This is a genomic window from Novosphingobium decolorationis (genome assembly GCF_018417475.1).
Lineage (GTDB): Bacteria > Pseudomonadota > Alphaproteobacteria > Sphingomonadales > Sphingomonadaceae > Novosphingobium > Novosphingobium decolorationis.
Map to the genome: position 1 here is coordinate 1,813,748 of NZ_CP054856.1, position 17,933 is coordinate 1,831,680.

Here is a 17,933-nt window from a genome sequence, read left to right on the forward strand (position 1 = left end):
ATCTTGAACAGACGTTTGATCTGGCCAGCAGCCCTCGACGCGACGGGCTGTGAAAGGCAATTTTACCGAGTGGCTTGACAATCGCCGCAAGATATGGAACAAAAAGCGAACTTATGGATGCGTTGTTTCTGCATTGCCTGAAGGCAAGCGGCAGAAAGCGTCCTTCCCATCCTCATATGCCAGGCATCGCGCGGCCCTCCTGCGGCACGCGCTCGGGCTTGTGGTGACCTCGACAGGCCGCCCGTGACAGCACTCGGCGGACCACCGGCGCGCGCTGTCCTGTGACCATCGCGCCTCGCCCCGCCCTTGCCGCTTTTGCTTCCTCCCTTCCGTGCCGGTCTGATCAAGGATTTGCGACCATGCCATTCGAACTGAACCTGACCGCCTTCCGGCATGCGCCGTGGGGCGGAACTACCGGACTTGCCGACCTCGTGCGCATGAACGACGACTGGTCCCTTGCCCAGTTCAGCTGGGCCTTCTCCAGCGCGCCGGGCGGCGCCAATGCCTTCACCCTCGAGACGGCGGACGAGGGAGCCGAAGGTGTCAGCTCGACCTTCGATCCCGACTATCCCCACCCCAGCACCGCAGAAACCGTGGGCGGGACCACGATCCGCCCCCAGATCGATCAGGCTACACTCGAGGCCGTCGCAGATGCCCGCCCCGAAAAGGAGGACATCGAACTGCATCACACGCTTTACGTGACTCCTTCCGGGGAGCCCCGGCGCGTCCTTTGCTTTGGCCGCTTCACCATCAAGAAGGGAGCTCCCACGCAATGAAGACGCATATCACCATCACCGAAGGGCCGCTCGCCATCTTCGAGGAACGTGACGATCGCACCCTGGTCTATGCTGGCGAAAACACGGCTGAGGCCAAACGGCAGAACGAACTCGCCAGGGCCATGGTGGACGGCGCCGCGCGCGATGTCCTTGATGCCCGGGACGACGCGCTGGCCCAGGTGAGCGACGAAGGCAATGCCAAGATCGCCCTGGCCCAGGCCTGGGCTGAAGCCGAGACATCCCCTGCGGGAGACACCACGAAAAGCGCGCGGTCCTGGGCTCTTGCAGCCGAAAGCTTCAGCGGCACCGCGGAAGCCTTCGCAGGCCCAACTTACTCGAGCGCCGCCGAAGGCCTTGCCGGGACCGTGCAAGGCGACTTCTTCGGTGTCGATTCTGGTGGACTGCTGGCTATCTATCGCCACAACGACAGCCAGGCGGAATTGCAGCGCACGGTCGCCACCTCCACCCTTCTGGCATCCTCGAGCGGCGCGCAGAACGTGGGCGCACAAGGTGGAGGCACCCTGCAGCAACTGCTCGATGCCCGCCGCGCTTCACTGCGTGAGGCCGGGATCGGGGCCATCGGCAACGGCACCGACGCCGACGGACCCGCATTCGCCGCGGCGGCCGCCCTTGCTCCCACGAAGGGCACGTTCGACGTCCCTCCCGGCACGTATATGGGCAGGCTCAACATTGCAGACGGTCTTGGTCTCGATTCAACGCCGGGGGCCGTTTTCAAGCAGGACGCCCTGGGCAACAACTATGTGATCGGGACAAGCAGCGCGGGCAAGCGCTATGTCTATTTCGGCGGACACACGATCATCGATGGCAACAATGGCCTGGACGCGTTCACCTCTGCGGGTCTGGGCGTGGACTTCACAGGCGTCGAGGAAATCTACATCGAGAGCCTCGAGGTCCGCAATTGTTGGGGCCATGGCCTGCGCCTGCAGGGCGGCTGCCAGAACATCTTCATCAACAATCTGGAAGTCCACGACAACTGGCGCTTCGGGTTCGTGCTTGAACACAACCTCGCCTCGGTCGCCAGCACCTCCATCTTCGTGAACTATATCCACGCCTACAACAACGGCACCGGCAATCCCGATTCCAACCGCTATTCCGGCATCAACGTGGGCGACAGCACCGGTGCCTACGGTCCCTATGGAGTCTTCTTCGGCACAGTCTACGCACACGACAACGAGCGCGACGGACTGGCATTCGGGCGCAACGCCAGCAACGGCAACGCGGGCCCCAGAGTCATTTCGGTCGAGCGCGCGATACTGCTCGACAACAACGACCATGGCATAGAGTTCTACGGCTGCGAGTGGTTCTACGCGGGCTATATCCTGGCCAAGGGCAATGCCAAGAACGGCGTCCTCATCGTCCACGGCGATGACTTCTCGACCCTCCCCACGAATGGCTACATCGGCCATATTCACGCCGAGGAGAACGGGTACTACGGGCTTTACATACAGAACGGCGAGAACATCCACATTGCAAGCGTCACCGCGATCAACAGCGGACAGTCCGCACCCGACACGTACGACGGCGTCTCCTTCTATCCCGGTTCAACGGCCAATTTCCCCACACCGGGGTCCTCGCTCAAGAACATCTCGATCGGGACGGTCACGGCCATCGACACGCAGGAGATACCCACCCAGCGCTATGGCCTCTCGCTCCAGGCAGGACAGATCCCGAACAGCCCCCCGCGCGTGGCCGAGTTCACCGGATGGGGCAATGCAAGCGCAGATATCGGACATATCGGAACCGGTACGGGCAACACGGATCTGCGCTTCACCCTCGACATCGGGAAAGTCCGTCGCTGCGACAAGCTCTTCCCGAGCTTCAACTCGAACGTAAACGGAGCCAATATCCGAAATGCCCTGATCCGCGTGGACAAGGATTATGTCGGTCGCTGCCAGACCACGAACGCAACCACGGCGACCGCGGGGCGCATCCTGATCGAGGATGACACCGCAGGCCTGCTCGAAGTCACCGTCACGGCGCGCCAGGACGGAGGCTTTTCCCAGGCGGGGGCCTACAAGGTCCTGTGCCGCGCAAACAACAACGCGGCCACCGGAACCTTCGCCTCGAATGTCACCCCGATCTACGTTGGCGAAAGCCTCGGCACCATGGACGCCACGCTGACCAGTGGCGGCTCTGGCACGAAGCACATCAACATACGTGTCACAGGTGTCGATGGCGTAACCCTGAACTGGGAATTCCGAGCGCGCTGGATCACGCCCAGCGAACTGGGCGCCTGAACTTGGTCAGATGACACGTACAACGCCGCCGCACTCGGGTGAGTGCGGCGGCGTTCTGTTATCCCGCAATGGCCTGCCGCAGGCCCTGCAATCAATCGTGTTCGCGCTCGCCCTGCCCCATGTAGAGCTGCGAGCCGGAGTCCTTGAACACCTTGCTCATCTCCTCCATGCCTTTTTCGGCGTCTTGGGCAGCGATGAAGCCGGTCGAAGGCTGGTTCTGCTTGGCTGCGAAGTCGCGCACTTCCTGGCTGATCTTCATCGAGCAGAACCTGGGTCCGCACATCGAGCAGAAATGCGCGGTCTTGGCGCCTTCGGCGGGCAGCGTCTGGTCATGGTAGAGTTCGGCCGTGTCGGGATCGAGCGACAGGTTGAACTGGTCGCGCCAACGGAACTCGAAGCGCGCCTTGGACAGCGCATCGTCGCGCACCTGCGCGGCCGGGTGACCCTTGGCAAGATCGGCGGCGTGAGCGGCGAGCTTGTAGGTGACGACGCCCACCTTGACGTCGTCGCGGTCGGGCAGGCCAAGGTGTTCCTTGGGCGTGACATAGCAGAGCATCGCGGTGCCGTACCAGCCGATCTGCGCCGCGCCGATACCGCTGGTGATGTGGTCATAGCCGGGCGCGATGTCGGTGGTGAGCGGCCCCAGGGTGTAGAACGGGGCTTCGCCGCAGCTTTCCAGCTGCTTTTCCATGTTCTCCTTGATCTTGTGCATCGGCACATGGCCGGGCCCCTCGATCATGACCTGAACGTCCTGCGCCCACGCCTTTTTGGTCAGTTCGCCCAGCGTATAAAGTTCGGCGAACTGGGCCTCATCGTTGGCGTCGTAGATCGAGCCCGGGCGCAGGCCATCGCCCAGCGAGTAGGCGATATCGTAAGCCTTCATGATCTCGGTGATCTCGTCGAAGTGCTCGTAGAGGAAGCTCTCCTTGTGGTGGGCGAGGCACCACTTGGCCATGATCGAACCGCCGCGGCTGACGATGCCGGTCAGGCGTTTGGCGGCGAGCGGCACATAGGGCAGGCGCACGCCGGCATGGATCGTGAAGTAGTCGACGCCCTGCTCGGCCTGCTCGATCAGCGTGTCGCGGAACACGTCCCAGGTCAGGTCTTCGGCGACGCCCCCGACCTTCTCGAGCGCCTGGTAGATCGGCACCGTCCCGATGGGAACAGGCGAATTGCGGATGATCCACTCGCGCGTGTCGTGAATGTTGCGGCCCGTCGAGAGGTCCATCACGGTGTCCGCGCCCCAGCGGATCGACCAGACCATCTTGTCGACTTCGCTGGCAACGTCCGAGGCCACCGCCGAATTGCCGATGTTGGCGTTGACCTTGACGAGAAAATTGCGCCCGATCGCCATCGGCTCGCACTCGGGATGGTTGACGTTGCTGGGGATGATCGCGCGGCCGCGGGCGACCTCGTCGCGCACGAATTCAGGCGTCACATAGTCCGGGATCGACGCGCCGAAGCTCTCGCCCGAGCGGGTGTATTCGGCCAGCCGCGCCCGGCCAAGGTTCTCGCGCTCGGCGACATATTCCATCTCGGGGGTGATGATGCCGCGCCTTGCGTAGTGCATCTGCGAGATGTTGCCCCCCGCCTTGGCCCGCAGCGGCTTTCTGAGCGCGGTCGGGAACGCGGGCACGCCGCCGGAACGATCCGGCCCGGTCTTGCCGTTGTCCTCGGGCTTTACCTCGCGCGGCGCGTACTCTTCCACATCGCCGCGGGCGAACTGCCAGTCGCGGCGCAGCGCGGCGAGGCCCGCCGAGATGTCGATCGCCGCGTCAGGGTCGGTGTAAGGCCCGGAAGTGTCGTAGACCCGCACCGGCGGTTCGCCACTGGAAGGTTCAAGATCGATCTCGCGCATCGCGACCCGGATCGCCGGGTTGGTCTGCGCGGGAACATGGATCTTGCGTGAGCCCCGGATGGGCCCGGTGGTCACACCGATTTCCAGTTTGCTGTTGATGTCGGCCATACACGCTTCTCTCTGATCGAGGGCGTGAGAGATGGAGTACGGATTCCCGGCGGGAAGCTGCCAGAATCACCGTCCACTCCCTCCGCCCGTATTAACGGGTTCAGGTTCGACGGGTCTTGTGGAGCATACCCACAACTCTCAGCCGGTGGACGCGAACGCCCTGCTGGCTCCCCGGGGATAGGTGTGATGGTAGGGACGCTTTGCAGATGCGTCCAGAGGGGCCGCGAGATAGCGCCCCTGCGAAAGGCTCAGGCCTCGTCGCGTGCGCTGGCGGCGGTTTCTTCGCGCCGACGGCGGGTTTCTTCGGTCTTGAAGGCCTGCGAGGCCATCGTGCGCCAGGCGGTTTCGGACCGCAGCGCGCGCTCGCGGACATTGGCAAGAACCGCCTCGTCAGCGGCCTTCGCGGCCGCATCGGCCTGCTCGGTGGCGAACTTGTAGCTTACACTCATGCTCCGGATTTCCTCGGGTTGGAATGGCAGGTCGGAGCGAAAACCGGACCGGCGCGAAGGCCGGTCCGGGTTACGTGCAAGCCGATCAGGCGAGCGCGAGGTTCACCGCGGCCTTCTTGCCGTTGCGGCCGGTCTCGACCTCGTAGGAAACGCGCTGTTCCTGCTCGAGCGAAGCCAGGCCCGAAGCCTGCACCGCGCTGATGTGCACGAAGCTGTCCTCGCCGCCGTTTTCCGGAGCGATGAAGCCGTAACCCTTTTCGGTGTTGAAGAATTTGACAGTGCCGATGGGCATGGTGATGTCCTTAATGCAATAACTATGGGTTCCCGGCGTGCCACATGCACGCGGGAGGGTGCGTCAGTTCATCATTCGAATGGAAATTCGTCGCCCAAAGTGCGCCATGGTCCTGCCCGTGCAGTTCCGCACGGGCCCGGATTCGGGCGCCTATCAACCGGCAAAGTCCGTCACAAAATTCGACGTCGCGCAGATGCTGTACCACACAAGGCTCCATTCACCTAGCGCAGCGTTGCACGGCGCGCCTTGACCCGTGCGCGGGAAGGGACGATGCGCGAAGGGACCATGACGATGCTCTACCGCCTCGATGCCCCGGCTGCGGCCGTGGGCCGTGCTTTCGAGACCGACACGCGCGAGGACCCCTGGGCGGGAGGCCATGTCGGCCCCGGCCAATTCGCCCCCGTCCTTACGGCCGGGCGCGAGGCGATTGCAGGCCCCATGCCCCAGACACGCCAGCCGCGCCGGATGATTCCCCGGCTGTGGGGCGTCATGCCCCCGAAATCGGCCACGGATACACGCCCGCACGGCATCCTGACGGCTCGCAATCTGGACAGCCCGTTCTGGACGGGAAACCTGCGCAACCCGGAATTTCGCTGCCTGGTGCCCACGACCGCCTTCATGGAGTGGGGGCGCCCCTCGCCCGTCGACGGCACGCGGCGCCAGCTCTGGCTCTCCTGCGCCGACCAGCCGATCTTCGCCTTTGCCGGGGTCTGGAAGGACAGCGAGGTGCCCGCCTTCTCTATCCTGACCTGCGCAGCCAACGCCGCACTGCGCGCTGAGGGGCGCGAGACGATGCCGGTGATCCTCCCGCCCGATCCCAAGGCGCACGAGACGTGGCTGCGCGCCGGGTGGGACCGCGCGCAGGCGCTGGTCCAGCCCTATTCGTCCTCGCTGCTCAGCTGCTCGGAAACACACCGAAGTGGAACAGCCCCACCGCGATGAGCGCTAGGCCGATGATGATCGAGCAGGTACACCACAGGCGCGAGAGCGGCCCGAAACGGCGCAGCCAGAAGGCCATGTAGACGTCCGAGAAGGCGAGCACCATCAACGCCTCGATGCACAGGAGCCCACCCACCACGCTCAGCGTGCTCGACAGCCAGTCGGGCGAGGCCCAGGGATTGGCGAGGTAGATCACCGCGCCCAGGAACAGTTCCAAAAGGCCCGTCACCATCTGCAGCGCGGGCGAGCCGACGATCTCGCCGATCAGCTTGTGCCAGTGGCCGGGCTGGCGCAGTTCGCCGATCCCGGCGAAGAGCGCGAAGAGCCCCAGGAAAATCGCCGTCCAGGCCGGCGCGAGTGCAAGATCTGGCATCGTGTGCGCATCTCCCCCTTTGTCTTATGGAGGGGAGACTGAGCCATGGCGGCCCGCCTGTCCAGAGCTAGTCCGCCCGGGCCAGCTCCATCAGGTCGCGCCGCCCAAGTCCGGGACGTTCGAGCACCGGGGCGATGCCGCCGCGCGCCTCGTGCCAGGCCGCGGCAAGATATTCCGCCTTGCGCAGCCTGGAGGTCGAGACGCGGTGGTCCCAGGCATGGGCGCCCAGCCGCTCCACCTCGCGTCCGATCCCGCCGTAGATATTGGCCGCGGCCAGGATCGCCCAGCGCTGGCGGAAGGGCAGGCGCATCGCCCCGGCGCGCGAGGATTCCTCGTAGCCGCGCGCGAGGGCGCAGGCCCTGGCCACGATGGTGACAAGCCGCGCGCGGTAGTGCGGCTTGGTGTGCTCGCCCGGCGGAATATCGGCCTCGACCAGCCATTCGACGGGCAGGTAACAGCGCCCGTTGGCATCGTCCTCCCAGACATCGCGCACGATGTTGGAGAGCTGGAAGGCAAGCCCCAGATCACAGGCCCTGTCGAGCGTGTCCGCCGCTTCCGGATCGTTCTCGTCGCACGACACGCCCATGACCGCCGCCATCAGCACCCCGACCGCGCCCGCCACGTGATAGCAATAGCGCAGCATGTCGCTTTCCGAGCGGGGCCGCCATTCGCGCGCGTCGAGTTCGAACCCGGCGATCACATCCTCGAGCATGACCTGGGGGATCGGCACTTCGCACAGGAGCTGCCCCAGCGCGTCAAAGGCAGGTGATCCGGTCTGTTCGCCCGCAATGGCAAGCTCGGTCAATGTGCGGATCGTGGCGAGACGCGATTCGGGATCGAGCCCGGCATGTCCACCAACCGCACCGCGCGCGCGGCCCCGCCCGTGGTCCTGGTCATCGGCAATATCGTCGCAGGCCCGGCACCAGGCGTAGAGCAGCCAGACCCTCTCGCGCGTCTCGCGGTCGAACAGGCGGCTGGCGGCGGAAAAGCTCTTCGAGCCCTTGCGGATCGACTGGTGGGCGAAGCGCACCAGCGCCGCGCGGTCGTAAGGCGGCGGGCGGGTCATGCCAGGGTCATGGTCCTGCAACGGATAAGGGATCTCACAGCGTGCCCGGATCCATCCGCACGATCGGCACGATCGGCTCGTGCGCCCGCATGCGCTCAAGCAGAAGGTCGAGCTCGGTCTCGGCCAGGATGATGCCCTGGTGGGCGGGGCGCACGAAGCCGACTTCGGCCATGTGGCGGTTGAAGGCAAGCAGGCCATCGTAGAAGCCGAAGGCGTTGAGCACACCGACCGGCTTGTCGTGGTAGCCCAGCTGCGCCCAGCTGACCGCCTCCCACAGCTCGTCCATGGTACCGACCCCGCCGGGCAGGACGATGAAGCCGTCCGACAGGCGCGTGAAGGCGGCCTTGCGCTCGTGCATATCCTTGACAATGTGCAGCTCGGTGCAGTCGTGGTTGGCGACCTCGCCACCGCGCCCATTGGTGGCGGTGAGCGCCTCGGGGATCACGCCGATGACCTCGCCGCCCGCTTCCAGCGCACCTGCCGCGACCGCGCCCATGAGGCCGAGGCGCCCGCCGCCATAGACCGTGCCGATGCCAAGCCCGGCCAGCGTGCGCCCGACGTCGCGGGCCAGTTCCATGTAGCGCGGATCCTGAGGCGTGGCCGAGCCGCAGTAGACAGCAAGACGTTTCATTTCAGTCGGTCACCTTGATGTGGACATGCGCCCCTTCGGGCAGGTCCTTGATCTGATCGGCAAGATCGCCGGTCATGCGAATGTAGGCGGCAAGCTCCACGCACACCATGTTCTCCGGCGCATAGTCCCCGGCGACGAGCGCCTGCGGGGTGAAGCCATAGACCTCGCCCACGCGCGGAGCGCCCAGGCGCTTGTCGGCGGCTTCGACGTGGGCATCGGCGCGCCAGATTGCCTGCGTCTCGCCCAGCTCCATGTGCGTCTTCGCCGCGGCCTCGTCGCCCAGCGTCTGCACGCCCAGGATATCGGGATCGACATAGTGAAACGTGCCCACCCGATCCGTGACGAGAAGGTGCCCGAAAAGCGAGTTGGCGACGATCTCGGAAAACTCGATCCCGGTCCAGCCCCACCCCTGGCGAAGAGCGGCCAGTTCGCGCGCTCTCACAGCAGGTTTTCCAGCATCAGTTTCGCCGTCGCCTTGGCGCTGCCGACGACCCCCGGAATACCTGCGCCGGGATGGGTCCCCGCGCCCACGAGATAGAAGTTGCGCAGCGTGTCGTCGCGGTTGTGGCCGCGAAACCAGGCGCTTTGCGTGAGGATCGGCTCAAGGCTGAAAGCGCTGCCCTTGTAGGCGGCGAGGTCCGCCTCGAAGTCGGTCGGGGCGTAGTGGAAACTGGTGATGAGGCGGTCCTCGATGTCGGGCACCAGGCGGCGGCCGACTTCGGCGAGGATGCGCTTTTCCAGCACGGGGCCCACCTCGTCCCAGTCGATCGGCAGCTTGCCCATGTGCGCGACGGGTACGAGCGCGTAGAACGTACTCTTGCCCTCGGGCGCCATCGAGGGGTCGGTGACGGTCGGGTGATGGAGGTAGATCGAGAAGTCGCGCGGCAGCACGCCGTGCTCGTAGATATCGTCGAGCAGGCCCTTGTAGCGCGGCCCGAACAGGATCGTGTGGTGCGGGATGCCCGGCCAGGTTCCCTCCAGCGCGAAGTGGACGACAAAGAGGCTGGGCGAGAAACGCTTGGCCGAAAGCTGCTTGGCCACCTTCTTGCCGCGCGGATTGTCGGAGAGGAGGTCGCGGTAGGTGTGCATGATGTCGCCATTGCTGGCGACGGCATCGAAGCGCTCACGCCAGCCGCTCGCGCATTCGACCTCGGTGGCCATGTCGCCCACGGTGTGGACCTGCGTCACCTTGTCGCCCAGGCGCACCGTCCCCCCGATACGTTCGAACAGCGAGACCATCCCGGCGACCAGACGGTTGGTGCCGCCCTTGGCCCACCACACGCCGCCGTCCTTCTCCAGCTTGTGGATGAGCGCGTAGATCGCGCTCGTCTTCATCGGGTTGCCGCCCACCAGCAGCGTGTGGAACGAGAGCGCCTGGCGCAGGTGCTCGTCCTTCACGAAGCTGGAGACCATCGAATAGACCGAGCGCCACGCCTGATAACGTGCGAGCGCGGGCGCGGCCTTGATCATCTTGGAGAAGTCGAGGAAGGCCTCGTGGCCCAGCTTGACGTAGCCTTCCTGCCAGACGCCTGCCGCGTAACGCTGGAATTCGTCATAGCCAGCCAGGTCCTGCGGCGCGATGCGCGCAATTTCGCGGTGGAGCGCGGGCTCGTCATTCGAATAGTCGAAGCTGACGCCATCAGGCCAGTTGAGCCGGTAGAAGGGCATGACCGGCATCAGTGTGACGTCGTCGGCCATGTCCTGTCCCGCACCGATCCACAACTCGCGCAGGCAATCGGGATCGGTGATGACGGTGGGCCCGGCGTCGAAGGTGAAGCCCTCCTTCTCCCAGTAATAGGCCCTCCCGCCCGGCTTGTCGCGCGCTTCGACCAGGGTGGTCTGGACACCGGCGGACTGGAGACGGATCGCCAGGGCAAGGCCGCCAAAGCCCGCCCCGACTACGCAGGCGCGGTTCATGCGCGCTCTCCCAATGGGCTGAGGTCCGCAAGCGGACGCCCTTGGCCTGCAAGAGCGGCGATCGCCGCGCCGACCGGCACCGGCGGCTTCCCGGCCAGCACCCGCGCCATGTCGGCCAGCCGCGACTGACCGGCGTAGAAACGCTCGATCAGCGGCTCGGGAAGCCGGTAGAAACGGGCGAGCATGCGCCAGCGGTCTTCGGGCGCGCCTGCGCCAAACAGCATCGTCGTCAGCATTCGGTAGAAGCGCCCCTCGCGCCAGTGATGTGCGGCCCAGTCATGACAGATCCTTCCTAGGGCCTCCCCGCCGATGTTGTCGAGGCCGGCGAGATGAACGGCAAATCGTACCGCATCGGGAAGGGAGTACGATGTCAAAGGATGCACGAGCGCCGCCCTTGTTCCCGCACGGGCGGGAACGCCCTCGGGATCGGCGTTCCAGAAGGCGGAGAAATCCCCCCGGGCGATCACGGGAAGCGCGCCGGTTTCCTCGTAGAGGACCTCGGCGATGTCCCAGCCCTGCCCGGCGGCATAGCGCGCGATCCGTGCCCGCAGCGCGTCGCGCTCGATCGCCGGGGTGTCGGCGTAATAGGTATCCTCGATGAAGAGCCGGGAGGGGCCGAAGGGCAGGACGTAGACGAAGCGATAGCCGTTCACCTGCTCCACGGTCGCATCCATGACGATGGGACGGGTCAGGCCATGCGGCTGCCTGGTCGTGACCATCTGCCCCAGGAACGTCTGCCAGCCGCCGGCCATGTGCTCGAGCCCCTTCGCCCCGCGCGCATCGAGAACCGCGCCTGCCGTGATCGAGGTCCCGTCCTCCAGCTCCACCCGCTGGGCGCTGGCGCAGGCCACGCGCGCACCGCACAGCAGCGCCTCCTCGCTCAGAGCTTCGCGCAGGCGCGCGTCGAGCCGGTCGCTGGTAATGCTGGCGTAGCGGGTCGAAAGATCACGCGCGTAGCCCGGAAAGCGCACCTCGTACCCCTCCCAGCGCGCCGCGATCAGCGGATCGAGGAGCGCCCGCGCCGCCGGATCGACGTCGGTATCGAAGAACGACCAGACGTGGTCGCCGCCGAAACGCGGGCCCTGTTCGACAAGGCACAGGCGCAGATCGGGACGCGCGCGCGCAAAGGCCAGCGCGGTCAGCCCCCCGGCCAGTCCGCCTCCCAGAATTGCCAGATCACACGTGCGGTCAGCCATTGATAAAGCGCCCAGTACTAGGAGACATACAGTACAACTTGGCAAAGTTGCGACCTTGCGGCATTGTAACACTGATGACAAATGACGAACTGACAGTCGAGGAGGCCTCCGCAAAGGATGCCCAATCGATCACCGAGATCTTTTCGCATTACGTGCTGAAAAGCACCGCGACATTCGAAACCGAGCCGCCCGGCTGCGACGCGGTTCGTCAACGCATCGCCGACCTGACCCAGTCCGGTTACCCTTATCTGGTTTCGCGCGACGCGAACGGCAAGGTCCTCGGCTTCGGTTATGCCCAGCGCTATGGCCCTCGCGTGGGCTATCGTTACAGCGTGGAAACAACGGTCTATGTCCGCCCGGACTGTGTCCGGCGCGGCATCGGCTCGGCCCTTATCAAGGCCCTCATCGACGAATGCGAAGCGCGCGGGTTCCGCCAGGCCTTCGCGGTCATCGCCTCGTCCGAACCCGCCTCGGTGATCCTTCATGCACGTGCAGGCTACCGGCCGGTCGGAACGCTCGAAGGCGCTGGCTGGAAGCACGAACAGTGGATCGATGTCTTTCTCATGCAGCGCAAGCTGGGCGAAGGAAACGACACCCTGCCCGAACCTGCCCTCCCCGAAGGCTAAGGGCGCCCCGCTCGCGAAGGCATCCCGCCGGACCCGAGAAAATCTCTGGAAACGTATAGGCTTCTCACACGTTGGAGCCCGTACGCATTTCAATCGGGGAGCCCCATGCACAAGACGATACAGGCCGCGTTGCTGGCCGCCAGCACGCTGGCCGCCGCCACGGCCAGCCCGGCCGCCTTCGCCCAGGACACATCGACGCAGATGGACGAGCCTGGCCGCAACGTGTTCGAGGGCGATTCCTTCACGATCGGCGCGGGCGCTGTCGCCACGCCCGACTACAGCGGCTCCGACGACTATGTCATCGCGCCAATCCCCGCGATCCGAGGCCGGATCAAGGGCGTGACGATCAACACCCGCGCCGGTGGCGCCGCCATCGACTTCATCCCGGACAAGCGGGGCGCCAAGATCGACTTTGCGCTGGGCCCCGTCGCCACGGTGTCCTTCAACCGGACCCGGAAGGTAAAGGACCCGGTCGTAGCCGCCGCCGGAAGGCTCAAGATGCCGGTCGAGGTCGGCGTGAGCGCCGGTTTCACGGTCAACCGCGTGCTGCATGACTATGACTGGATGAACTTCAACACCGACATCAAATGGGATGTTGCGGGCGCGCATGACGGGATGACGGTGTCGCCGTCGGTCAGCTACAACACCCCCCTCAGCAAAAGCCTGCTGGTCACCGTGCTCGCCTATGCCCGCCACGTGGACGACAATTTCGGCGACTACAACTACTCGGTCTCCCCGGCACAGAGCGAGGCAAGCGGCCTGCCCCAGTACACCGGGAAGAGCGGCTGGGACCGGGCAGGCGTGGGCACACTGGTCGCCTGGGACCTTTCCGGAGACCTGCGCGACGGCGGCTTCTCGCTCATCGGCGTGGCGACCTACACCCGCCTGCTCGGCGATGGGAAGGACACGCCCTATACCTCGCTGCGCGGCTCGGCCGACCAGTTCATGGGTGGCCTCGGGATCGCCTACACCTTCTGATCCAGCGCCGCCCGTATCCGGCCGCGCAGATCGGGCAGAAGCTCGCCTGCGAACCAGGGGTTGCGCCCCATCCACAGGCGGCTGCGCCAGGCCGGGTGCGGCAAGGGCAGAAATCCCGGAGGAGCCTCGTGCCAGCGCGCGACGGCCTGCGTCATGGTGGGGGCAAAGCCGCGCGGCAGATAGCGTTTCTGCGCGTGGAGCCCCACCAGGAGGGTCAGGCGCACCTGCGGGAGCTCGGCCCGCAAGGCGTCGTGCCACAAAGGGGCGCACTCGGGACGGGGCGGAAGGTCGCCCCCCTCGCCCTTGCCCGGATAGCAGAAGCCGCTGGGCATGTGCGCGACGCGTTCTGGATCGTAGAAATCCTCGGCGCAAAGCCCGGTCCAGTCGCGCAGCCGATCCCCGCTGTCATCGTCCCAGGCCCGCCCGCTGGCGTGAACCTTGCTCCCGGGAGCCTGGCCAATGACAAGGATCCGGGCGGACTGCCCTGCCTGGACAACCGGGCGCGGCTCATGGGGCAGAGCGTGCGCGCAGGCCCGGCACGCCGCGATGCGCGCAAGAAGTGCGTCAAGACCCTCGGACTTGCGGGTTCTATCGTTCGACGTGCTCATGCGGCCCCGAGGTGGCGTCCTTGCGCCTGCGGGACAAGAGGCATCGCCGCAGCCCTTGCGCCATTTGCACCGCACAGGGAGCCTCGCGCTGGCTCATGCGTTGGGAAAGCAAAGCCTCTTCAAGGAGTTTTGCCCCATGCTCAAGTACATAATCCTGATCCTGCTCGCGCTCTGGCTGCTGGGCTTTGTCGTCTTCAAGGTTGCCGGCGCGCTGATCCACGTGCTGTTGTTCGTGGCCATCGTGATCGGTCTCTACCAGCTGTTCTTCGCCAAGCGCGGCAAACTCTAGAACCGCGTGATCCGCCCCCTCAGCCGCCGTGCGGCGGCTGCTTGGGGGGCTGGTTCTGGCGGTAGTACTCGGGCGGATTCACGCGGCGGAACAGCGTGCCCCGCTCCGAATAGAGGATCAGCACCAGCGAGAGGCTGCCCATGATCGCCATGCCCGCCGTGATCGGCACTGCGCTGCCATCAAACGCCAAGCCGATTGCCGCACCGATCACCGAGCCCAGCACCATACGTACGAACGACATGACCGAGGCCGCCGCGCCAGCGATGCGGCCAAAGGGCTGAAGCGAAATGGCCTGGAAGTTCGCCGCGATGAAGCTGAGCATGCACATCGAGACAGTCATCAACGGCACGAAGGTCCACAAGTCCTCGTTGCCGCGCAAGGCAACGATCATGTGAATGATACCCGTCACGATGAAGACGATGAGCGCGCTATGCGACACGCGCCGCGCGCCGAAGGCCACGACGATGCGCGCGTTGATGAAGTTGGTGCCCGCCATGATCATCGCCATCATGCCGAACAGGATGGGGAACATCTCGCCCGCGCCCAGCGTCTCACCCACCAGCTGCTGCGCGCTGTTGAGATAGCCGAAGAGCCCCGCCTGGACGAGCGCGCCGCCCAGGAAATAGCCGATGGCCGCACGCTCGGTGAGCGCGAGGCGCATGTTGCCCGCGATCACGCGCGGACGAATTTCCTGCCGGTTCTCCGGCTCCAGCGTCTCGGGAAGACGCAGGCTTGCCCAGATGAAGACGACCACACCCATCGCGCAGGTCACCCCGAAGATCCAGCGCCAGCTGGCCACCAGCATGATCGCCTGGCCGACCATCGGCGCGATCATCGGCACCACCATGAAGGTCGTGGCGATCAGTGACTGGGTGCGCGCCATGGCATCGCCCTCGTAGCGGTCGCGCAGGATCGTCATGGGCATGACCATCATCGCCGAGGTCAGGAGCCCTGCGATACCACGTGCGATCAGCAACAGCTCGAAACTGCCCGCAACCGCACACACGAAAGTCATCAGGAAATTGCCCGCGATTGCAAAAAGAGCAACGCGGCGACGCCCGAACCGGTCCGCCAGGGCGCCGGGAAACAGCGACCCGATCCCTGCGCAGGTCATGAACACCCCGATGATCAGCTGGCGCTGGTTCGGGTCGGGCACGCCCAGATCCTCCGAAATCAGCCCCAGCGCCGGCAACATGATGTCGATCGAAAGCGCCATGAGCGCCTGCATCGAGGCCATCAGGCCGACGAATTCGGCCTGCCCCATGGGGAAGGAATCCTTGGAAGTGTGAGCACCGGTCATGCCGCGCGCATGCCGCAGTTGCGAAATTTAGGCCAGCAGATTCGCATCCGACCCGCTACATTTCACAAGGACATGCCTATATGTGGCGGATGGTTTCGCCAGGCGAGCACGACGAGGACGAGGCCGACGGCCTGCGCAAGATCATCCATGTCGACATGGATGCCTTCTTCGCCAGCGTCGAGCAGCGCGACGATCCCGAGATCCGCGGGAAACCGGTGGCCGTGGGTGGTTCGTCGGGTCGCGGCGTGGTGGCCGCGGCCAGTTACGAGGCGCGCACCTTCGGGGTGCGCTCGGCCATGCCCTCCTCGCGCGCGCTGCGCCTGTGCCCGGACCTCATCTTCCGCAAGGCCCGCTTCGATGTCTACCGCGCGGTCAGCCAGCAGATCCGCGCGATCTTCCTCGACTACACCCCCCACGTCGAGCCGCTCTCGCTCGACGAGGCCTATCTCGACGTCACCGAGGACCGCAAGGGACTGGGCTCGGCCACGCGCATCGCCGAGCAGATCCGCGCCCGGATCAAGGCCGACACCGGGCTCACCGCCAGCGCCGGGGTCTCCTACAACAAGTTCCTCGCCAAACTCGCCAGCGACCAGAACAAGCCCGATGGCCTGTGCGTGATCCGCCCCGGACAGGGCGCGGCTTTCGTCGCCTCGCTGCCGGTGAGGCGTTTCCACGGGGTCGGCCCGCGCGGCGCGGAGAAGATGGCGAGGCTCGGCATCGAGACGGGCGCGGACCTTGCCGCCAAGGACCTTGCCTTCCTGCGCGCGCATTTCGGCAGCTTTGCCGAATACCTCTTCCGGGCCGCGCGCGGCGTGGACCTGCGCCAGGTGCGCGCCGACCGACCGCGCAAATCGGTAGGAGGGGAGCGCACCTTTGCCGAGAACATCGAGAACGCAGTGGCTCTGCGCGAAACGCTGGACGCCATCATCGAGACTGTGTGGGAGCGGATCGAGCGCGCCCAGACACGTGGGCGCACGGTGACATTGAAGCTGCGCTATGCCGATTTCACGACGCTGACCCGCGCCCGTTCGGTCCACCACTGGGTCGCCGACAAGGCCGAATTCGCCACACTCGGCCATGCGCTGCTGGCCGAACTCCTGCCCCTGCCCCAGCCGATCCGGCTGATGGGCCTCACCCTCTCCGCGCTGGAACAGGACGAGAAGACGGTGAAAGCCAAAGCCGAGAAAGACGGGCAGCTATCCCTTCTGTGACACGCCCTGCGGCGCATATTCCTCCAGGTACCACTGGGTAAAGGCGGCGACGCCCTTCGCCAGGTCGGTCTGCGGCACATAGCCCGTCAGCGCGTCCAGCAAGGCGGGATCGGCATACGTCTGCGGCACGTCTCCGGGCTGCATGTCCATCATGTTGAGCCTGGCCTCGCGCCCGAGACAGCGCTCGATGGTCGAGATGAAGTCCATGAGCGCGATCGGCTGGCCACCCCCCACGTTGACCACCCGGTAGGGCCCGATGGGTGAGAGCGTATCGACAAGGCCCGGCCTCTCCACCGGATGTCCGGCGACGGGCGGCACCTCGGAAAGGCGTGTGATGCCCTCCACCAGATCATCGATATAGGTGAAGTCGCGGGCCATCTTGCCCTGACCGTAGACGTCGATGGGCGTATCCTGCAGCATCGCGCGCACGAACTTGAAGAGCGCCATGTCCGGCCGCCCCCAGGGTCCGTAGACCGTGAAGAAGCGAAACGCCGTCGTCGGGATCCCGTAGAGGTGGGCATAGCTGTGCGCCATCGCCTCCATGCCCTTCTTGGTCGCCGCATAGAGGCTGACCGGTTCGTCCGCCTTGTCCGCTTCGCGAAAGGGGATCGCCTCGTTGGCCCCATAGACCGACGAGGTCGAAGCCAGCATGAGGTGCTGCGGGCGCTGGCGGCGACACATCTCCAGGATCGACCACGAACCCTTGAGATTGCTGTCAATATAGGTTTCGGGCGCCTCGATCGAATAGCGTACGCCCGCCTGTGCGGCGAGGTGGATGACCACATCGGGTGCGGCCTCGGCAAAGGCCGCCTCGACCGCGGCGAAGTCCTCCAGCCGCCCCTTGATGAACCGGAAATTCTCAGCTCGCTCCAGAAGCGCGGTGCGCCGCTCCTTGAGCGTGACGTCGTAGTAGTCGGTCATGGCGTCGAAGCCGGTGACGACGTGCCCCTCGCCCAGCAGCCGCTGCGCCAGATGGTAGCCGATAAAGCCTGCCGTGCCGGTAATCAGGAAACGCATATTCACCCCCAGAGCCACGCGCATGTCGGGTCCCATGCACG

19 protein-coding genes and 1 riboswitch are annotated in these 17,933 nt (G+C 65.5%); of the genes, 7 read left to right on the forward strand and 12 right to left on the reverse strand.

The features are described 5' to 3' along the window. Positions 1–359 precede the first annotated feature (359 nt). Entirely contained in the window at positions 360–776 is a 417-nt protein-coding gene (locus HT578_RS08265; RefSeq protein ID WP_213503612.1) for a hypothetical protein, read from the forward strand. Beyond that, positions 773–3,034, forward strand: coding sequence for a right-handed parallel beta-helix repeat-containing protein (locus HT578_RS08270; protein WP_213503613.1), 2,262 nt, complete (start codon positions 773–775; stop codon positions 3,032–3,034). The genes HT578_RS08265 and HT578_RS08270 overlap by 4 nt, the downstream gene beginning before the upstream one ends. Positions 3,035–3,125: 91 nt before the next feature. Here the strand turns inward: HT578_RS08270 and thiC are convergent, their stop codons facing one another. From thiC to HT578_RS08285, 3 genes are all read right to left on the reverse strand, one after another. Then, complete coding sequence (thiC, locus tag HT578_RS08275) at positions 3,126–5,000, reverse strand: phosphomethylpyrimidine synthase ThiC (protein ID WP_213503614.1); 1,875 nt, start codon at positions 4,998–5,000, stop codon at positions 3,126–3,128. Positions 5,001–5,060: 60 nt separating this feature from the next. Further along, positions 5,061–5,184: riboswitch (TPP riboswitch) on the reverse strand. A 64-nt stretch (positions 5,185–5,248) separates the two neighbouring features. Next, a complete protein-coding gene (locus HT578_RS08280) occupies positions 5,249–5,449 on the reverse strand; it encodes a hypothetical protein (protein WP_039390944.1) in 201 nt (66 codons plus the stop codon). An 85-nt stretch (positions 5,450–5,534) separates the two neighbouring features. Then, the gene (locus HT578_RS08285) at positions 5,535–5,741 is read right to left on the reverse strand and encodes a cold-shock protein (protein WP_039390941.1); all 207 of its coding nucleotides are present in this window, start codon (positions 5,739–5,741) and stop codon (positions 5,535–5,537) included. Between the two features lie 270 nt (positions 5,742–6,011). Between HT578_RS08285 and HT578_RS08290 the strand changes: the two genes are divergently transcribed. Next, positions 6,012–6,683, forward strand: coding sequence for an SOS response-associated peptidase family protein (locus tag HT578_RS08290; protein ID WP_239026560.1), 672 nt, complete (start codon positions 6,012–6,014; stop codon positions 6,681–6,683). Here the strand turns inward: HT578_RS08290 and HT578_RS08295 are convergent. From HT578_RS08295 to crtY, 6 genes are all read right to left on the reverse strand, one after another. Continuing rightward, the gene (locus HT578_RS08295; RefSeq protein WP_213503615.1) at positions 6,637–7,053 is read right to left on the reverse strand and encodes a hypothetical protein; all 417 of its coding nucleotides are present in this window, start codon (positions 7,051–7,053) and stop codon (positions 6,637–6,639) included. The genes HT578_RS08290 and HT578_RS08295 overlap by 47 nt on opposite strands. A 67-nt stretch (positions 7,054–7,120) precedes the next feature. After that, the gene (locus HT578_RS08300; protein WP_213503616.1) at positions 7,121–8,119 is read right to left on the reverse strand and encodes a phytoene/squalene synthase family protein; all 999 of its coding nucleotides are present in this window, start codon (positions 8,117–8,119) and stop codon (positions 7,121–7,123) included. Positions 8,120–8,153: 34 nt separating this feature from the next. Further along, a complete protein-coding gene (locus tag HT578_RS08305; protein ID WP_213503617.1) occupies positions 8,154–8,750 on the reverse strand; it encodes an LOG family protein in 597 nt (198 codons plus the stop codon). A gap of 1 nt (position 8,751) precedes the next feature. Continuing rightward, positions 8,752–9,192, reverse strand: coding sequence for a T6SS immunity protein Tdi1 domain-containing protein (locus HT578_RS08310; protein WP_213503618.1), 441 nt, complete (start codon positions 9,190–9,192; stop codon positions 8,752–8,754). Further along, entirely contained in the window at positions 9,189–10,667 is a 1,479-nt protein-coding gene (locus HT578_RS08315) for a phytoene desaturase (protein WP_213503619.1), read from the reverse strand. Before HT578_RS08315 ends, HT578_RS08310 begins: the two co-directional genes overlap by 4 nt. Further along, positions 10,664–11,863, reverse strand: a complete 1,200-nt coding sequence (crtY, locus tag HT578_RS08320; RefSeq protein ID WP_213503620.1) for a lycopene beta-cyclase CrtY — start codon at positions 11,861–11,863, stop codon at positions 10,664–10,666. The genes HT578_RS08315 and crtY overlap by 4 nt, the downstream gene beginning before the upstream one ends. 74 nt (positions 11,864–11,937) lie before the next feature. On the opposite strand from crtY, the gene HT578_RS08325 reads away from it, so the two are divergent. Beyond that, positions 11,938–12,489 carry a GNAT family N-acetyltransferase gene (locus HT578_RS08325; protein ID WP_213503621.1) on the forward strand — a complete coding sequence of 184 codons (552 nt, stop codon included), beginning with the start codon at positions 11,938–11,940 and terminating at the stop codon, positions 12,487–12,489. 105 nt (positions 12,490–12,594) lie between these two features. Further along, positions 12,595–13,467: a MipA/OmpV family protein gene (locus tag HT578_RS08330; protein WP_213503622.1), complete on the forward strand. Its 873-nt coding sequence runs from the start codon at positions 12,595–12,597 to the stop codon at positions 13,465–13,467. On the opposite strand, the gene HT578_RS08335 is transcribed toward HT578_RS08330, so the two are convergent. After that, positions 13,455–14,075: a uracil-DNA glycosylase family protein gene (locus HT578_RS08335; RefSeq protein ID WP_213503623.1), complete on the reverse strand. Its 621-nt coding sequence runs from the start codon at positions 14,073–14,075 to the stop codon at positions 13,455–13,457. The two genes, HT578_RS08330 and HT578_RS08335, sit on opposite strands and share 13 nt — an antisense overlap. Before the next feature lie 136 nt (positions 14,076–14,211). On the opposite strand from HT578_RS08335, the gene HT578_RS08340 reads away from it, so the two are divergent. Then, entirely contained in the window at positions 14,212–14,364 is a 153-nt protein-coding gene (locus HT578_RS08340; RefSeq protein ID WP_213503624.1) for a lmo0937 family membrane protein, read from the forward strand. A 19-nt stretch (positions 14,365–14,383) separates the two neighbouring features. Here HT578_RS08340 and HT578_RS08345 read toward each other — a convergent pair whose 3' ends face one another. Continuing rightward, complete coding sequence (locus HT578_RS08345; RefSeq protein WP_239026561.1) at positions 14,384–15,628, reverse strand: multidrug effflux MFS transporter; 1,245 nt, start codon at positions 15,626–15,628, stop codon at positions 14,384–14,386. A gap of 125 nt (positions 15,629–15,753) precedes the next feature. On the opposite strand from HT578_RS08345, the gene dinB reads away from it, so the two are divergent. Then, a complete protein-coding gene (gene dinB / locus HT578_RS08350; RefSeq protein ID WP_213504205.1) occupies positions 15,754–16,875 on the forward strand; it encodes a DNA polymerase IV in 1,122 nt (373 codons plus the stop codon). On the opposite strand, the gene HT578_RS08355 is transcribed toward dinB, so the two are convergent. Next, positions 16,861–17,928 carry an NAD-dependent epimerase/dehydratase family protein gene (locus HT578_RS08355; protein ID WP_239026562.1) on the reverse strand — a complete coding sequence of 356 codons (1,068 nt, stop codon included), beginning with the start codon at positions 17,926–17,928 and terminating at the stop codon, positions 16,861–16,863. The genes dinB and HT578_RS08355 overlap by 15 nt on opposite strands. Between the last annotated feature and the right edge of the window lie 5 nt (positions 17,929–17,933).

What these genes read in the sequence shown, in the direction of transcription:
- dinB (WP_213504205.1), top strand. Translation starts at nt 15,754, where the DNA reads ATGGTTTCGCCAGGCGAGCACGACGAGGACGAGGCCGACGGCCTGCGC.
- HT578_RS08345 (WP_239026561.1), bottom strand. Translation starts at nt 15,628, where the DNA reads ATGGGGCAGGCCGAATTCGTCGGCCTGATGGCCTCGATGCAGGCGCTC.
- HT578_RS08300 (WP_213503616.1), bottom strand. Translation starts at nt 8,119, where the DNA reads ATGACCCGCCCGCCGCCTTACGACCGCGCGGCGCTGGTGCGCTTCGCC.
- HT578_RS08265 (WP_213503612.1), top strand. Translation starts at nt 360, where the DNA reads ATGCCATTCGAACTGAACCTGACCGCCTTCCGGCATGCGCCGTGGGGC.
- HT578_RS08295 (WP_213503615.1), bottom strand. Translation starts at nt 7,053, where the DNA reads ATGCCAGATCTTGCACTCGCGCCGGCCTGGACGGCGATTTTCCTGGGG.
- HT578_RS08330 (WP_213503622.1), top strand. Translation starts at nt 12,595, where the DNA reads ATGCACAAGACGATACAGGCCGCGTTGCTGGCCGCCAGCACGCTGGCC.
- HT578_RS08335 (WP_213503623.1), bottom strand. Translation starts at nt 14,075, where the DNA reads ATGAGCACGTCGAACGATAGAACCCGCAAGTCCGAGGGTCTTGACGCA.
- thiC (WP_213503614.1), bottom strand. Translation starts at nt 5,000, where the DNA reads ATGGCCGACATCAACAGCAAACTGGAAATCGGTGTGACCACCGGGCCC.
- HT578_RS08280 (WP_039390944.1), bottom strand. Translation starts at nt 5,449, where the DNA reads ATGAGTGTAAGCTACAAGTTCGCCACCGAGCAGGCCGATGCGGCCGCG.
- HT578_RS08355 (WP_239026562.1), bottom strand. Translation starts at nt 17,928, where the DNA reads ATGGGACCCGACATGCGCGTGGCTCTGGGGGTGAATATGCGTTTCCTG.
- HT578_RS08285 (WP_039390941.1), bottom strand. Translation starts at nt 5,741, where the DNA reads ATGCCCATCGGCACTGTCAAATTCTTCAACACCGAAAAGGGTTACGGC.
- HT578_RS08290 (WP_239026560.1), top strand. Translation starts at nt 6,012, where the DNA reads ATGCGCGAAGGGACCATGACGATGCTCTACCGCCTCGATGCCCCGGCT.
- HT578_RS08325 (WP_213503621.1), top strand. Translation starts at nt 11,938, where the DNA reads ATGACAAATGACGAACTGACAGTCGAGGAGGCCTCCGCAAAGGATGCC.
- HT578_RS08305 (WP_213503617.1), bottom strand. Translation starts at nt 8,750, where the DNA reads ATGAAACGTCTTGCTGTCTACTGCGGCTCGGCCACGCCTCAGGATCCG.
- HT578_RS08340 (WP_213503624.1), top strand. Translation starts at nt 14,212, where the DNA reads ATGCTCAAGTACATAATCCTGATCCTGCTCGCGCTCTGGCTGCTGGGC.
- HT578_RS08315 (WP_213503619.1), bottom strand. Translation starts at nt 10,667, where the DNA reads ATGAACCGCGCCTGCGTAGTCGGGGCGGGCTTTGGCGGCCTTGCCCTG.
- crtY (WP_213503620.1), bottom strand. Translation starts at nt 11,863, where the DNA reads ATGGCTGACCGCACGTGTGATCTGGCAATTCTGGGAGGCGGACTGGCC.
- HT578_RS08270 (WP_213503613.1), top strand. Translation starts at nt 773, where the DNA reads ATGAAGACGCATATCACCATCACCGAAGGGCCGCTCGCCATCTTCGAG.